This is a genomic window from Bradyrhizobium sp. Unk1 (genome assembly GCF_059512345.1).
Genome location: NZ_JCAMOP010000050.1, coordinates 1 through 14960 on the forward strand (window position 1 = coordinate 1; position 14960 = coordinate 14960).

Genomic DNA, 14960 nt, shown 5'->3' on the forward strand with positions numbered 1-14960 from the left:
TCGAATGAGTCATGATCAGATCTCCGGTTTAGGATGACGCAGCTTAGCTCCTCTGCGCCTCAATCATGGGATCTGTTTTCGGGTCTTGTGACCACCGGCCAAGATGGGCTTCGCGGACAGTGAGATCCAAACACGAGAGCGGCATTTTCTGCCGGTAAACCGAGCGGAGCATCTCACATGACCGGCTCGCGCCGAACGTACCACCTCTTCCTATCCTGCAAGTTCCGCCCCAACCTGCCGGTCTGGCGCCAAGCTCTACATTTCGTTCAAGCCTATGTCGCCATCGGCATGACGCTGCTTGCAGGTCGGTACTGCTCGCCGCTAACCATCAGCTTCCAGGCGATCCGCGCCAGCTTGTTTGCCAACGCTATGGCCACCAGCTTAGGCGGCTTGCGCGCGATCATGTCTTTCAGCCAGGGCCAAGAGCCGCCTTCGCGTCGTCGCATATCTGCGATCACCGCCGTCGCGCCAGCCACCAAAACGGTTCGCAACATGGCGTCGCCGGCGCGTGTAATCACGCCGAGCCTGTTCTTTCCCGCCGTTGAATGGTTCTTTGGTGTCAGGCCAAACCAGGCGGCAAAGTTTCTTGCCGACTTGAACCCGCGTGCATCCACGACCTTGATTGATAGCAGCGTAGCACCGATGGGACCAACGCCCGGGATAGCCGCCAGCCGTCGGCTCATCTCAGGCCAGCGTCACCTGCAAAATCCAACGCGCGGTGATAGCCGATTACGGACGGGAGTCTGCATCATCCGAGCAGGCGGCTGGCTTGCCGTTCGCGCGGACGAGGCGCGGTAAAGCCACGGCTCGACTAAGCTGCCCTTCCAGCTTCCTCGACCGGCGCGCTCGGCACTGTGCTGAAGTCCACACCATATCTGCCTTTCGAGCATTTGAGGCCAATCCAGCGCAAGTCCGTGAAGCACAAGCCATTCGCCGAGGTCCGCACCACCGACCGGAGTTTTTCTTTCTTGAGTTTGTATGAACCATGACCACCGCATTTGCTGATTAACGGCCGAGCCCCACCGTCGCATGAGGCCGGCTGAGCACGTGCTCGAATTGGCTCTGCGTCGATAATGGCCGGCCTGGTGCAGGGCGCACATCCAAATTCCGACACTGGAATCCGGTCCAAGACCCTTAATGCAAGTTCACGATCGAATCTGTCGGATAGGCCATTGATCATGCATCCAAAGCAGTTGACTGCCTGCTAGCGGTCCCCCGACGACCGCAACCGAAACAATAACTATTGCCGCCTTTTGGGGATTTCGCCGATCAAAATTGGTTCTCCTCGAGAACTGCACGCCAAAGGCCTCCTTTTTGCACGCTATTGTGGCCTATCGCCGTCAAGCCGCACTGCGCAGTAGAGAGGAAAACTCTTTCACCGTAAAAGTCCCTTTAGGACCCACCCCAACTCCCGCTCCACTGACCACAAGCGGCGAGCAACCTAGATCTTCCGGATCGGACGTCGTTCTTCTGCAAATTCAGCTCTTTTTGCACCAAGCGGGCACCCAACAGTGAGATCAGACCGCCCATTTTCACCGCGCCCCGCGCTACCTGCCCGCTACCCACCCGCTGGAATCTGGCCCGCGATGATGAGAGCGGACATGGCCGCCGCCTACCTGGACTTCGGGGACACAAGCGAACTCGCGCGCGCAATCGGTCGAGGAGACGCACCGCCACCCGTCAGCTGTCGCGGAACAGGACGGCTACGGCAGCCAGTTTGGTCGAAGGCGGCTATGGATCAGTTCGCAACGCCTATCGTAACAGGAGATCTTAGAGAACCGGAGGACCTCTTATGCCTCGTATGATGTCATTTGATACGGCACCAGCGCTTCCTCGATATTGTCGACGAAAACTATTGGCGAACAATCGGATGGCTTATTATTTTGAACCGCCAACCTGGGCTCGTCGACAGGGCTGCGATTTAGGCCCTGAAGCGTTAGGAAGCCATTACGCCAACGCCGTCGAGCGTGTTGAGAAGGTCCTCTTGCCCGCGTTCGACAGCTGGCGCTCAAGAGGTTTAAGTGACCTGATGCCCGCCTCTCCCGAACCCGGCACGTTCGATTGGCTAGTCGGCATCTTCCAAGCTCACCAGAAGTGGGACGAAATCGACAGCAACACTCAGCGTCAGTACAGGAAAAGCCTCGCACTTTTCGCCAACCACGAATTGAAAGATGGAAGTCGCGCTGGGTCGAAGCAACTGTCCGCTTTCACGAAAGCCTTCGTCGACGCAGTTTATGGGAAGCTGCTAATGGTAACAAAAGTAAGCAGCAATGGAGATGTGATCGTCCGCGAGCGTCGTCGTTATGCAAATGTGGCCATGGCGTCCTGCCGGCGCGCGTGGTTCGTTGGCCAGCGCGCCCAAGAAAAGATGGTACCGGCGAGCAATCCATTTTCACGGATGGGACTAAAATCAAGTGCACCTGGACGGCCAATACGGCCCACACCGACCGCAACTTGGGATGAACTCGTCGCTTTCAGGGCCGCCGCGACAAGACTTGACTACCGCTCGATCGGAACTGCTGCTTTGTTGGCATGGGAGTGGTTACAGCGCGAGCAGCACGTATTCGGCGCCTTCGACATTTCGCACTATCGCCCAAGCGAGCGGCCAAATAGCGTCAGGATCGTGCATCCAAAGAATGGAGAGGAAGCCTGGTGGCCGCTGTTGGACGAAACGGGGGCCCCTCTCTTTCCCGAACTTATGGACGAGCTCGACGAGATTAAAAAGACCTCGCTCTCGGGACTGGTATTCCGACGTGACCATGCGCATCGTCGGTCGATCATCCCGCTTCCATGGATTACCCCACGCAAGGACCTGCGCTATCTGCGCAGCGTGGTAAAAACGATAATTGCAGAGGCTGGCCTACGTCAGGAACTTTCCTTTACTTCCTTCCGGCACGGAGGATTCACCGAAGGCGCCGACAGTGACCTCACGGATGCAGAATTGCGCGCCGCTGGCCGTCATAGATCAAGCCGCCAACTGCCAACCTACGCCAAGCGCACCGGTAAGCAATTGATCAGAGCCACAAAGAAGCGTCGCGAGGAGCGGACAAGATCACTTCTTGTTCAACTGAACGCCAATCGTCCCTCTGAATGAAACGGCATCGGGCGACCGCAGACTCTAACGACATGCATCAAATGAGGGCCTACTTTCCTGTCCACGAAGGCTTGCGTTTCTCGCTGAACGCTTTCAGGCCTTCCTTGGCATCCTCGGTCATCGCGAGCAGTGCGATCTGGCTTTCGGTGTAGGCGATGCTCTCGTCGAACGACATCGAAGCGATGGCGCGCATGGCGTATTTGCCGCGGCGGATCGCAGTCGGGGATTTGTCGACGATGCGGCCGATCAGCCAGTCGATCTTGGTATCGAGCTCGGCGGTGGGCACGACATAGTTGAGCAGGCCCGCTCCTTGCGCCGCTCTCGCGTCGAACGGCTCGCCCGTGAGTGCCCATTCGTTGACGAGGCGCGGCGGCGCGATGCTCTGCAACAGGCTCAGGACCTGCATCGGAAACACGCCGACCTTCACTTCCGGCAGGCCGAAGACGACATGATCGGCGGCAACCGCCATGTCGGTCATGCACAACAGCCCCATGCCGCCGGCCATGCAGACGCCGCCGACGCGCGCAATCGCCGGCTTGGTCGCGTTCTGCGACAGGCGCAGCAGATCGGCATAGTCGACATTCGGCCTGGAATGATCCATCGCGAAAGCGGCGCCGGAGTTCTGCAAATCCGCGCCGGCGCAGAACGCCTTGTCGCCCGCGCCGGTCAGCACGATAACGCGGACGTCCTTGTCCTCATGCGCATCGCGATAACCTTTGCTGATGCCGGCGATCACCTCACCGTTCAACGCATTGCGCTTCTCGGGCCTGTTGATGGTGATCCAGAACGCCTGCCCGCGCTTCTCGGTGATGACGCTTGTAGTGTCGGTCATGGCACGCTCGCTTCCTTGCTCCCGTTGCGGCCATTTGCGGCAGCTCGGGCGGAAGGTGCAAGCGCAATCTGCGGCGAGGCGCGGCTTTAGCGCCTCGACACAATTTGCAAGGCGATTGAAACGCGAGCGCGGATCAGACCGCGGCTGCTTTCCTGATCCAGACCTTATTGTCGTGGAATGCAGCCCCGCCGATCGGCGCCACCGCCTCCGCGCCGGTCAACATGTTGATGCCGCGTCCGCCGATATGGCCCTTGTTCGGGTGAACGGATTCCGCGATCAGGACGCCGCGCCGCACGCCCTCGAACAATTTTGCAACGAGCGTGGTCTCGCCGCGGGCGTTGCCAAGCGTCACGGCATCGCCATCGGCGATGTCGAGGGCGGCCGCATCCATCGGATGGATCATCACGCTCGCCTTGCCCTCGCGCGCCTGCGAGGACGGCGTCTCGTTGAAGGTGGTGTTGAGGAAGCTGCGCGACGGGCTGGTCGCAAGCCGGAACGGATGGGCCTGGTCGGCGTGCTCGATCACCGCCCAATGGTCCGGCAGCGACGGCATCTTGTCGAACTCGCCCATCATCAGGCCGAACGGCGGATGCGCCCAGTCGGCCTTGAAGTGGAATTTCTTGTCGGCATGGGCAAAGCCGTCGAGATAGTGCGCGGTGCGGAAGTCCGGCTGCAGGTCGCGCCAGAGGTCGGCTTCGAGGCCGGCGATGTCGCCGTGGTCGCTGAGCTTCAGCGTCGCGTCGATCAATTCGCGTGGCGTCATCTCGAAGCCGGGATGTGCGGCGCCAAGCCGCGGCGCCAGCGCCTGCAAGAGCTCGTGGTTGGAGCGGCATTCGCCGGGCGGATCGATCAGCTTCGGACCGACCGAGATGTGCTGGTGGCCGCCGCCGTAATAGAGATCGTCGTGCTCCATGAACATGGTCGCGGGCAACACGATGTCGGCCATCTCGGCCGTCTCGGTCATGAACTGCTCGTGCGCCACGACGAACAGATCCTCGCGCGCAAAGCCCTCGCGGACCAGCGCCTGCTCCGGCGCCACCGTCATGGGATTGGTGTTCTGGATCAGCATGGCCTTGACCGGGCCCTTGCCGTGCAAGGCCTCGGCATCGCCGGTGAGGATGCGCCCGATCTGCGACTGGTCGAGTGCGCGCGTCGACTTGTCGATGGCGTCGTGGCCTTCGATGATGGATTCGTCGAAGTGCCACAGCGCGTAATTGTTGAAGAAGGCGCCGCCGCCTTCATATTGCCAGGCGCCGCTCACTGCGGGAATGCAGTTCGCGGCATGCATCTGCGCCGCGCCGTTGCGCGATCGGGTAAAGCCGTAGCCGAGCCGGAAGAAGGTCCGCTTGGTCTCGCCGACCAATTTGGCAAAGGCCTCGATCTCGGCCACCGGCACGCCTGAGATCGCGGAGGCCCATTCCGGCGTGCGCGTCTTCAGATGCGCCTCGAGCTCGGCAGGGCAGTCGGTGTATTGGTCCATATAGGCGCGGTCGGCATAGCCGTCGCGAAACAGGACGTGCATCACGCCGCACGCGAAGGCGCCGTCGGTGCCGGGACGCAGGATGATCTTGATGTCGGCCTGCTTCATCGTCTCGTTGTCATAGACGTCGATGGCCGCGATCTTGGCGCCGCGCTCCTTGCGCGCACGCGCCGCGTGCGTCATCACGTTGACTTGGGTGTTGACGGGATTGGTGCCCCAGATCACGACGAGATCGGAGAGCGCCATCTCGCGCGGGTCGACGCCGGCGATCTTGCCGGTGCCGATCGCGAACCCGATGCGCCCGACATTGGCGCAGATGGTCTGATAGAAGCGCGAATATTTCTTCACATGCGCAAGGCGATTGAGACCATCGCGCATCACCAGCCCCATCGTGCCGGCGTAGTAATAGGGCCAGATCGATTCCGCGCCGAATTCGCGCTCGGCTTGATTGAAGCGATGCCCGATCTCGTCCAGCGCCTCGTCCCAGGTGATCCGCACGAACTGTCCGGAGCCCTTCGGCCCGGTGCGGCGCAAGGGATACATCAGCCGCTCGGGGTGATGGATGCGCTCGGCGTAGCGGGCGACCTTGGCGCAGACGACGCCGGCCGTGTAGGTCTGCTTTTTCGAACCGCGGACGCGGCCAATGCTGCGGCCTTCGACCACCTCAATATCGAGGGCGCAGGCCGAAGGACAATCATGCGGACAGGTCGAATGGCGGATTTCGATCTTGGCGTGCTGGTTCATGGCCAATTTGGTAACACCAAAAGACCGGCCAGCCGAGCGCGTTTATCCAGCAGTGCCCATGCGATTTGCTCAAACCGCACGCGCCGCCGGTTCCTATCGCAAGCGCGAATGCGGCGCCGCCACACCGAAAACCGCCCGATATTCCCCGCCCGATCGGCTCTGTCAGGCGTCGACAGCCCGCGCGCCCTGCCGCTAGAGTGCCGGCCAACAAGAACGACGTCAGGGAGGTGGGCATGACGGCCCGACGATTGATGCTGGCGCTGGCCGCCGGCCTGCTCGGTGCATGCGCCGCAGCCTCCGCTTCCGCACAGGATTATCCCACCCACGCGGTCCGGATCGTGGTGCCTTTCGGGGCGGGCGGGCCGGCCGACGTCGCGGCCCGGCTGATCGGCAACGTGCTCCAGGAGAGCCTTGGCCAGCCCTTCGTGATCGAGAACCGTACCGGTGCGGGCGGCGTCATCGGCACGGTCGAAGCGGCGAAGTCGCCGGCCGACGGCTACACGCTGCTCATGATGTCCAATACCCAGACCGCGAACGAATCGCTGCTGACACCGGCGCAACGCAAATACGAGCTGATGCGCGACCTCGCACCGATCGCACCAGTGAACTATTCCGATCTCGTCATCGTGGTGAACCCGCAAGTTCCGGCGAAGACGCTGCCGGAGTTCATCGCGCTCGCCAAATCCCAGCCGGGTAAGCTGAACTACGCCTCCTCCGGCCAGGGTACGCCCTATCATATGGCGGGCGAGCTGTTCAAAGCCATGGCTGGCATCGATCTCGTCCACGTGCCCTACCGCAACAGCGGTGAGGCCCGCAGCGGCGTGATCGGCGGACAGGTGCAGATGATGATCGACGCCGTGCCGGCGATGGCGCCGAACGTCGGCGAGAACCAGGTCCGTGCGCTCGCGACCACCGGCAAGCAGCGCTCGGCGGTGCTGCCCAACGTGCCGACGGCTGGCGAGGCCGGTGTGCCCGGCTATGAGGCGACGATCTGGCTCGGCCTGATGGCCCCGACCGGCACGCCGAAGCCCGTCATCGACAAGCTCAACGCCGCCGTGAACGCAATGGTGAGGCGGCCCGACATCGTCAAGCTCTGGACCGATCAGGGTGCCGTGCCCATGTCGATGACATCGGAGGAATTCGAGAAATTCCTGCGTGGCGACATCGCGAAATGGGCCGATGTCGTCAAGAAGTTCGACAAGTCCTGAGGTCGCGGAGCGATCATGCCGACCATTCAATTTCAGCTCAACGGCGCGGCGATGGCCGTGGATGCCGATCCCGACCAGACGTTGCTCGATGTGCTGCGCGGCCGGCTCGGCGTCACCGGTCCGCATTTCGGCTGCGGAGCCGGTGAGTGCGGGGCCTGTTACGTCATGGTCGGCGACCGCGCGATGGCCTCCTGCGACATGCCGATGTGGTCGGTCGCGGACAAGGGCGTCGTCACGGTGGAGGGCCTCGGCACGGCCGAGCAGCCGCATCCGCTGCAACGCGCCTTCATTTCCGAGCAGGCGATGCAATGCGGTTACTGCGTATCGGGAATCCTGATCAGCGCGGCGGCGCTGCTGAAGCGCAATTCATCGCCAACGGAGGCGGAGGTGAGAGCCGCGCTCGATCGCAATCTGTGCCGCTGCGGATCGCACAACCGCATGGTCCGCGCCGTGCTGCGCGCGGCCTCGGAGATGGCGACGTCATGAGTGCGCCGTCCCCTGCCCCGAAACTGCCGGTTAGCCTCGCGGCCAATCCAAAGCTGTCGTCCTGGGTGCGGTTCAGCGGCGAAGGCGGTGTCGCAATTTCGCCCGGCAAGGTCGAGATCGGCCAGGGCATTATCACGGCGCTGGCGCAGATCGCCGCGGACGAGCTCGACGTCGATATCGGCAGGATCGAGCTGATCCGCGCCTCGACGGCGGCCAGCCCGAACGAGGGTGTCACCTCGGGTAGCCTCTCGGTCCAGCAATCCGGTCGCGCGCTGCGACACATCTGCGCCGAGGTCCGCCAGCGCTTCCTCGCGGCAGCATCTGAGCGTCTCGGCGTCGATGCGGCGCTGCTCGATGTCGATGACGGCACGATCTCGGGTCCCGGCAATGTCAGGATCAGCTATTGGGAGCTGGCTGGCGACGTCTCGCTCGACCGCGACGCCACCGCGGGTGCCGTGGCGAAGCCCGCTGCCACACGCGGTGTCGCCGGACATTCGGTCCAGCGGGTCGACATTCCCGACAAGGTGTTCGCGCGACCGCGCTTCATTCACGATTGTGCATTGCCGGACCTGGCACACGGCCGCGTGCTGCGGCCTGACATCTCGGGCGCCAGACTGATCGCGCTCGACGAGACGGCGGCGCGCGCCGTTCCCGGCCTCGTCGCGATCGTCCGCGACGGCGGCTTTGCCGGCGTGCTTGCCGATAGCGAGGCTGCGGCGGAAGCCGCACTGAAAGCCTTGCGCAAGGGCGCAACCTGGTCGGCCGGCGAGCCGTTGCCCGACGAAGACGATCTCGCGGGCTTTCTGAAGAGCCAGCCGGTCGAAACCACCGTCATCGACACCAGAGCAGCGGCAACGACGAAGAGAGCTGCGCGCACCCTTCGCCGGCAATACACCCGTCCCTACATCGCACATGCCTCGATCGCGCCATCTTGCGCCATGGCGCGATTGGACGGCGATCGTATCCATGTTTGGACCCACAGCCAGGGCGTCTATCTGCTGCGCGCCGATCTTGCGATCGTGCTCGAGCTGCCGGCCGAGAACATCGTCGTCGAGCATATGGAGGGGGCCGGCTGCTACGGACACAATGCGGCCGACGACGTCGCGCTCGATGCCGTGTTGCTGGCGAAAGCCGCCGGCGGCCGCCCGGTGCGGGTGCAGTGGTCGCGCCATGACGAGATGTCTCATGCGCCGTTTGGCGCAGCGATGGCCATCGAGATCGAGGCCGACCTCGATGCGGGCAGCGAGATCGTCGGCTGGCGCCATGCGATCTGGAGCAACGGTCACGCCGCCCGGCCGGGACGCGCGGCGCAGCCGGCGCTGCTTGCGGCGACCGAGATCGCGAACCCCTACCCGCGCATGATCTCGACGAATCCACCGGCCGCCAATGGCGGGGGCGGCGACCGCAACTCCCTTCCGCTCTACGACCTTCCGGCCTGGACCATCACGAGCCACCGGCTGCTGACGATGCCGGTGCGCACGTCGGCACTGCGGACCCTGGGCGGGCAAGGCAATGTGTTCGCGATTGAATCCATACTCGACGAGATCGCGGTCCTGCGCGGCGAGGACCCGATCGCGTTCCGCCTGCGTCATCTCCGCGACGAACGCGCCAGCGACGTCATTCGCGCCGCGGCACGCCGCGCGCAGTGGAAACCGCAAAAACAGTCCGGCATCGGCCATGGCGTCGGCTTCGCCCGCTACAAGAACACGGGCGCTTATTGCGCCGCGATCGCTGAAATCGAAAGCACAGACGACATCCGCGTCAGGCGGTTGACGCTTGCGGTCGACGTCGGCGAGGCCATCAATCCGGACGGCGTCATCAACCAGATCGAGGGCGGTGCGATCCAGGCCACGAGCTGGGTGCTGAAGGAACGCGTCCGCTTCGACCGGACGCACATTACATCAACGTCCTGGACCGACTATCCGATCCTGACCTTCAGCGAGGTGCCGGCGGTGGATGTCGAGATCATCCAGCGGCCGGAGATCGAGCCGGTCGGCGCCGGCGAGGCCGCGCACGGTCCCGTGACGGCGGCGATCGCCAATGCGGTCTTCGACTGCCTCGGGGTGCGCGTGCGCGACCTGCCGATCACGCGCGACAAGATCATGGCAGCCATGGAGCTTGCATCGTGACGACAGTGAACATTTTGAGCGGCGGCGCAGGGCAAGGCCTGGTGCGCGGCCTCAGCGAGCCCTTCAAGACGCAGACCGGATTCAGCATCGACGGCGAGTTCGGTGCGGTCGGTCTCATGGCCGACAAGCTGCGCGCCAGCACGCCGGCGGATCTCGTGATCCTGACGCAGGCGCTCCTTGCGAAGCTCGCCGCGGAGAAGCTCATCATCCCCTCCTCGATCGCAGATATCGGCCGGGTCGAGACCGCGCTGGCGGTCCGTAACCGCGATCCGAAAGTCACGGTGAAGACTGAGGCCGATCTCCGTGAGGTGCTGCGATCCGCGGATGCCATCTACGTTCCGGACACCAAAGCCTCGACCGCGGGACAGCATGTCGCAAAAGTGCTGGATCAGCTTGGCATCGCCTATGAGGTCGCATCGCGTCTCAAGATCTTTCCGAACGGCGCGACCGCGATGCGGGAGCTTGCTGATTCCACCGCAACTCAGCCGATCGGATGCACCCAGGCGACCGAGATCATCGCGACCGACGGCATCGCGCTGTCAGGATCGCTGCCGCCGGGCTGCGAACTGGTGACGATGTACACGGCCGGCGTAACCGTGCGGGCCGCACATCCGACAGAAGGGGCCGCGCTGATCGCTCTGCTGACCGGCGCAGACCGGAAGGAGCTGCGCCGGAGCATGGGCTTTACCGGCTAGGTGCCGACGGCCGCCCTACTTGTGCAACTGGGTGAGACCGGTCGGCGGCCCATCGACCGCGGTCCAGCCGCCGTCGACGAACAGCGTGCTGCCGCTGACATAGCTCGCGGCATCCGAAGCAAGATAGGCGACCGCCGTCGCGACCTCGTCGGCACTGCTCCAGCGGTTGAACACGGTATGGCCGGCGTAGAGATTGTAGATATCGGGCCGCTGCTTGAACGGGCCGGTCAGCGCGGTCTCCGCAATGCTCGGCGCGATCGCGTTGACGCGGACACCAGCGTGGCCGACCTCTGAAGCAAAACCCTTCACCAGGAGGCCGATCGCCGCCTTGGTCGAGCCGTAGACGCCAAGGCCCGGCTCGATGGTCACCGCACGCACCGAGGAGCAGGCGATGATGCTGCCGCCCCTCTGCTCGACCATGATGCGGCCGAAGGCCTGGAAGAACCAGACGGTGCCCTTGACGTTGAGGTTGAGGACGCGGTCGAGATCCTCCTCGGTGTAGTCGAGGATGGTCTTGCGGATGTTGAGCCCGGGCGTCGTCACGGCGATGTCGAGCCGCGCAAATTTCTGCATCACGATTTTAGCCAGCGCATTGACGTCCGCAGCGCTCGCGGCGTCGCAGCTAGCTGCTTCCGCCCAGCCGCCCTTGTCGCGAATTCCGGCTGCCGTCGCCTCGGCGGCGTCAAGCGCACGATCTGCGCAAACGACGCGGGCGCCGAGCCCGGCCAGCGCCTCCGCCGACGATTTACCGATGCCCGATGCGGCGCCGAGCACCACGGCGGTCTTGCCGGTGAGATCGAAGAGCTTGCGATAGTCAGTCACGAACGGATTCTCCCTGTTGCTGCTATCCCTTGTAGCCCATCAGCAGGCGGGGCAGCCACAGCGAGAATGCGGGGACGTAGGTCACGAACATCAGAGCTGCGATCAGGGCGGCATAGAACGGCAGGATGGTGCGCATCACCGCACCCACCGAGATGCCGCCGATGGCGCAGCCCACGAATTGCGTCGTTCCGACCGGCGGGGTGTTCAGCCCCAGCGCGCAGTTGATCAGCATCAGCATGCCGAACTGCACCGGATCCATGCCCGCCTTCATTGCGATCGGCAGGAAGATCGGGGTGCAGATCAGGATGGTCGCGGCCATATCCATGAACGTGCCGAGCACGAACAGGATGATATTGATCAGCAGGAAGATGACCCAGGGTTGCTGGGAGACCTTGCTCATCAAATCGCCGGCGAAGTCGGCGACTTCGTAGAGCCCCATCAGATACTGGAACATGGTGGAGACGCCGATCAGCAGCAGCACCACGCCCGTCGTCTTCACAGCTTTCGCAGCAGCCCGCAGGAAGTTCGGCAGGGTCATGGTGCGGTAGATGAAGAACGTCAGCAGGATCGTGTAGGTGACCGCGACGGCCGCGGATTCAGTTGCGGTGAAGACGCCGGACAGGATGCCCGCCAGGATGATGCCGACGATCAGAAGGCCGGGCAGTGCGGCTGCGAACGAGCGGAACACCGCGGGCCAGCCCGGGAACTTGCCGGCCGGATAGCCGCGCTTCACCGCCACCGCATAAGCGGCGACCAGCATGCACACCATCAGCACCAGCGCCGGCAGGAGGCCAGCGGCGATCAGCGCGCCGATCGAGACCTTGCCGCCTGCGGCGAGCGCATAGATGATCATGTTGTGGCTGGTCGGCATCAGCGCACCGACCAGCGAGGCGTGCGTGGTGACGTTGACGGCGTAGTCGGTGTCGAACCCTTCTTTCTTCATCATCGGGATCATCACCGCGCCCATCGCCGACACGTCGGCCACGGGCGAGCCGGAGACGCCGCCGAACAGCGTGCAGGCGACCACGTTCGACATGCCGAGCCCACCGCGGATGTGTCCGACGAGATTCTTGGCGAGCTGCACGATCTTGTCGGCGACCCCGCCATGCAGCATCAGCTCACCGCTGAAGACGAAGAACGGGATGGCGAGGAAGGAGAAGATGTTCATCCCCGACATCATCTGCTGAAAGATGACGGCAACCGGCAGGCCTTCGTAGAGGATGGTGCAAATCGCCGAGAGGCCGATCGCGAAGGCGACGGGTACGCCGAGGATCAGGAAGCCGAAGAAGGTCGCGCCGAGAATGATCAGTTCCATGAGGGGACGACCTCTTCGCCGCGCAGGAGCGCAATGATGTGCTCGATTGAAAAGGAGATGATCAGGACGCCGGAGGCGATCAGCGGGACGTAGCGGATGACCTCGGGGAGTCCGAGATTGGGGATCTTCACGGTTCCGACCGATGCCCCGAGGATCCAGCCGTTGTAGGCCATCGCAACGCCGAACAGGGCGACGAGAACGTGGATCACGAGCTCGATCTTCTCGCGCAGATGATCCGGCAGCATCACCAGCAGACTGTCCATGCCGATGTGTCCGGCATCGCGCACACCGACGGCGGCGCCGATCAGCGTGACATACAGGATCAGGACCAGCGCAAGGTTCTCCGTCCAGGTCGGGCTCGAATTGAGCACGTAACGTCCGAACACCTGGTAGAACACGATGGTGACGATGACGAGCAGGCCGGTCACGGACAGATACATGCCGAGGCGAGCAACGACGGCATTGATCCGCGACAGCAGGCCGGTCGACGGTCGGCCGGTTACCTCCTGCTCGTGGCTTGCGACATGTGGGTCTGTCATCGGCGTCTCCCTGCGCGTCCCCTTCGCGAGGGTCCGGCGCCCGCCTCGCGGCGACGCCGGACCCGACGCTGTGGTCTTACTTTGTGTCCTGGATCCGCTTGACGAGGCCCTTCAGCTTTTCGTCACCGGCGAACTTGTCGTACACCGGCTTCATCGCGTCGACGAATTCCGCCTTGTTGGCGATCGTGACAACCTGAACGCCGGCGGCCTCGACGGTCTTGCGCGAGGCCTGCTCACGCTCGTCCCAGAGCTTGCGCATGACGGGCACCGATTCCTTGGCCGCCTTGCGGATCATCGCCTGATCCTCCTTGCTCAGCGTGTCCCAGACCTTCTTGGACATCACGAGAACTTCGGGCGCGAGCGAGTGCTCGGTGACGTTGTAGAACTTGGCGGCCTCGAAGTGGCGCGAGGACTCGTAGGAAGGCCAGTTGTTCTCGGCAGCGTCCACGAGGCCCGTCTTGAGGGCTGTGTAGACTTCGCCATACGGCATCGGCGTCGGATTGGCGCCAAGGCTCTGGATCATGCCGACCCAGAGGTCGGACTGCTGGACGCGGATCTTCAGGCCCTTGAGGTCGGCGAGCGACTTGACCGGCGCCTTGACGGTGTAGATGGAGCGGGCGCCGCTGTCGTAATAGGCAAGCCCGACCAGGCCGGCGGGCTCCATGGCTGCGAGGATCTCGTCGCCGATCGGTCCGTCGAGGACGGTGCGCATGTGCTGCGTGTCGCGGAAGACGAAGGGCAGGCACAACGCGATGGTCTCAGGCACGAAGTTGTTCAACGGCGATGCGTTGATCCGCATCATGTCGAGGGCGCCGATCTTCAGCTGCTCGATGGTGTCCTTCTCGGAGCCCAGGGCTCCATTGGGAAACACCTTCACGCCGAGCTTGCCGCCGCTCGCCGTCGCGAGCTGCTTGCCCATGAACTTGACGGCCTCGACGGTCGGATAATCGGCGGGGTGGATGTCGGCCGAACGGAAATCGCGTGCGGTCGCCAGCGGCGCTGAGACCGCCAGTACGGCGGCTGCGATGATACCGGTGAGTGTCTTCATCTGGGCTTCCTCCTGAGTTGATTATGTTGTCGTTGGGCCGATGCTGCAGGCCGCCTTGGGTCGCTCCACTTCAGGTGTAAAGTCAAGCGTTGCAAACGCACCACCTTGGTAGGATTGCGCGGCGGAGTCGAGCGGATTTGACTGGTGGATGATCATGGCGAGGAAAGGTGCGAGCTTCATCGCGCCCTCTCCGGCAGGGACTTGCGCGGCAGGTGCCGGCTTCCCTTCAATCCCGCCTCGCCGTCGGCCAATACCGGACGCGAGGTGACGATGCTCGTCATATCCATGGACGTTCCTCTGGTTTTAGAATCGACCGCTATTGGTTGCGGCTTGGAGGTGCAGACGTGACCGTCGCCCATCCTTGTGCGATGCGCGCTGATCAGCGCGATGTCGCCAACGTCGTCCCTAAGGCGGGCGGCATTCTGAGTCCAAGCCAAATCCGGCATCGATCAATGCTGGAGTTGCATCGATCGATCATGCATCACTTCGAGGGCGCGATCGGCGAATGGCCCCGTTTTTCCGAAATCGCCTGCACCGGGGCGTCACTTGACGCCACAGGTAGAGCCCG

At 63.4% G+C, this 14960-nt stretch carries 12 protein-coding genes and 1 pseudogene; 5 read left to right on the forward strand and 8 right to left on the reverse strand.

Translation table 11 applies throughout. The annotated features are described in order from the left end of the window. Positions 1–272: 272 nt before the first annotated feature. Positions 273–695: pseudogene (locus AC5ZFO_RS40140) on the reverse strand (transposase); the annotation flags it as partial. A 1175-nt stretch (positions 696–1870) separates the two neighbouring features. On the opposite strand from AC5ZFO_RS40140, the gene AC5ZFO_RS40145 reads away from it, so the two are divergent. After that, entirely contained in the window at positions 1871–3094 is a 1224-nt protein-coding gene (locus tag AC5ZFO_RS40145) for a site-specific integrase (RefSeq protein ID WP_496123588.1), read from the forward strand. Positions 3095–3143: 49 nt separating this feature from the next. Here AC5ZFO_RS40145 and AC5ZFO_RS40150 read toward each other — a convergent pair whose 3' ends face one another. Then, complete coding sequence (locus tag AC5ZFO_RS40150; RefSeq protein ID WP_496123589.1) at positions 3144–3926, reverse strand: enoyl-CoA hydratase/isomerase family protein; 783 nt, start codon at positions 3924–3926, stop codon at positions 3144–3146. A 133-nt stretch (positions 3927–4059) separates the two neighbouring features. Beyond that, positions 4060–6150, reverse strand: coding sequence for a molybdopterin oxidoreductase family protein (locus tag AC5ZFO_RS40155; RefSeq protein ID WP_496123590.1), 2091 nt, complete (start codon positions 6148–6150; stop codon positions 4060–4062). 233 nt (positions 6151–6383) lie between these two features. Between AC5ZFO_RS40155 and AC5ZFO_RS40160 the strand changes: the two genes are divergently transcribed. From AC5ZFO_RS40160 to AC5ZFO_RS40175, 4 genes are read left to right on the forward strand one after another with little or no spacing between them, the layout of a single operon-like run. Further along, complete coding sequence (locus AC5ZFO_RS40160) at positions 6384–7358, forward strand: tripartite tricarboxylate transporter substrate binding protein (RefSeq protein WP_496123591.1); 975 nt, start codon at positions 6384–6386, stop codon at positions 7356–7358. A gap of 15 nt (positions 7359–7373) precedes the next feature. Continuing rightward, entirely contained in the window at positions 7374–7844 is a 471-nt protein-coding gene (locus AC5ZFO_RS40165; RefSeq protein ID WP_496123592.1) for a (2Fe-2S)-binding protein, read from the forward strand. Next, entirely contained in the window at positions 7841–9973 is a 2133-nt protein-coding gene (locus AC5ZFO_RS40170) for a xanthine dehydrogenase family protein molybdopterin-binding subunit (RefSeq protein ID WP_496123593.1), read from the forward strand. Before AC5ZFO_RS40165 ends, AC5ZFO_RS40170 begins: the two co-directional genes overlap by 4 nt. Further along, the gene (locus AC5ZFO_RS40175) at positions 9970–10668 is read left to right on the forward strand and encodes a molybdate ABC transporter substrate-binding protein (RefSeq protein ID WP_496123594.1); all 699 of its coding nucleotides are present in this window, start codon (positions 9970–9972) and stop codon (positions 10666–10668) included. The genes AC5ZFO_RS40170 and AC5ZFO_RS40175 overlap by 4 nt, the downstream gene beginning before the upstream one ends. A gap of 15 nt (positions 10669–10683) precedes the next feature. Here the strand turns inward: AC5ZFO_RS40175 and AC5ZFO_RS40180 are convergent, their stop codons facing one another. From AC5ZFO_RS40180 to AC5ZFO_RS40200, 5 genes are all read right to left on the reverse strand, one after another. Beyond that, positions 10684–11490: an SDR family NAD(P)-dependent oxidoreductase gene (locus AC5ZFO_RS40180; protein WP_496123595.1), complete on the reverse strand. Its 807-nt coding sequence runs from the start codon at positions 11488–11490 to the stop codon at positions 10684–10686. A gap of 22 nt (positions 11491–11512) precedes the next feature. Continuing rightward, positions 11513–12805, reverse strand: coding sequence for a TRAP transporter large permease (locus AC5ZFO_RS40185; RefSeq protein WP_496123596.1), 1293 nt, complete (start codon positions 12803–12805; stop codon positions 11513–11515). Beyond that, positions 12796–13344: a TRAP transporter small permease gene (locus AC5ZFO_RS40190; protein ID WP_496123597.1), complete on the reverse strand. Its 549-nt coding sequence runs from the start codon at positions 13342–13344 to the stop codon at positions 12796–12798. Before AC5ZFO_RS40190 ends, AC5ZFO_RS40185 begins: the two co-directional genes overlap by 10 nt. Positions 13345–13420: 76 nt before the next feature. After that, positions 13421–14392, reverse strand: coding sequence for a TRAP transporter substrate-binding protein (locus AC5ZFO_RS40195; RefSeq protein WP_282524620.1), 972 nt, complete (start codon positions 14390–14392; stop codon positions 13421–13423). A gap of 21 nt (positions 14393–14413) precedes the next feature. Beyond that, positions 14414–14572, reverse strand: a complete 159-nt coding sequence (locus AC5ZFO_RS40200; RefSeq protein ID WP_496123598.1) for a hypothetical protein — start codon at positions 14570–14572, stop codon at positions 14414–14416. Positions 14573–14960 lie beyond the last annotated feature (388 nt).

Bases quoted from the DNA above. Each gene is read 5' to 3' on its own strand.
- AC5ZFO_RS40145 (WP_496123588.1), top strand. From the start codon at position 1,871: ATGGCTTATTATTTTGAACCGCCAACCTGGGCTCGTCGACAGGGCTGC.
- AC5ZFO_RS40150 (WP_496123589.1), bottom strand. From the start codon at position 3,926: ATGACCGACACTACAAGCGTCATCACCGAGAAGCGCGGGCAGGCGTTC.
- AC5ZFO_RS40155 (WP_496123590.1), bottom strand. From the start codon at position 6,150: ATGAACCAGCACGCCAAGATCGAAATCCGCCATTCGACCTGTCCGCAT.
- AC5ZFO_RS40160 (WP_496123591.1), top strand. From the start codon at position 6,384: ATGACGGCCCGACGATTGATGCTGGCGCTGGCCGCCGGCCTGCTCGGT.
- AC5ZFO_RS40165 (WP_496123592.1), top strand. From the start codon at position 7,374: ATGCCGACCATTCAATTTCAGCTCAACGGCGCGGCGATGGCCGTGGAT.
- AC5ZFO_RS40170 (WP_496123593.1), top strand. From the start codon at position 7,841: ATGAGTGCGCCGTCCCCTGCCCCGAAACTGCCGGTTAGCCTCGCGGCC.
- AC5ZFO_RS40185 (WP_496123596.1), bottom strand. From the start codon at position 12,805: ATGGAACTGATCATTCTCGGCGCGACCTTCTTCGGCTTCCTGATCCTC.
- AC5ZFO_RS40190 (WP_496123597.1), bottom strand. From the start codon at position 13,344: ATGACAGACCCACATGTCGCAAGCCACGAGCAGGAGGTAACCGGCCGA.
- AC5ZFO_RS40195 (WP_282524620.1), bottom strand. From the start codon at position 14,392: ATGAAGACACTCACCGGTATCATCGCAGCCGCCGTACTGGCGGTCTCA.
- AC5ZFO_RS40200 (WP_496123598.1), bottom strand. From the start codon at position 14,572: ATGAAGCTCGCACCTTTCCTCGCCATGATCATCCACCAGTCAAATCCG.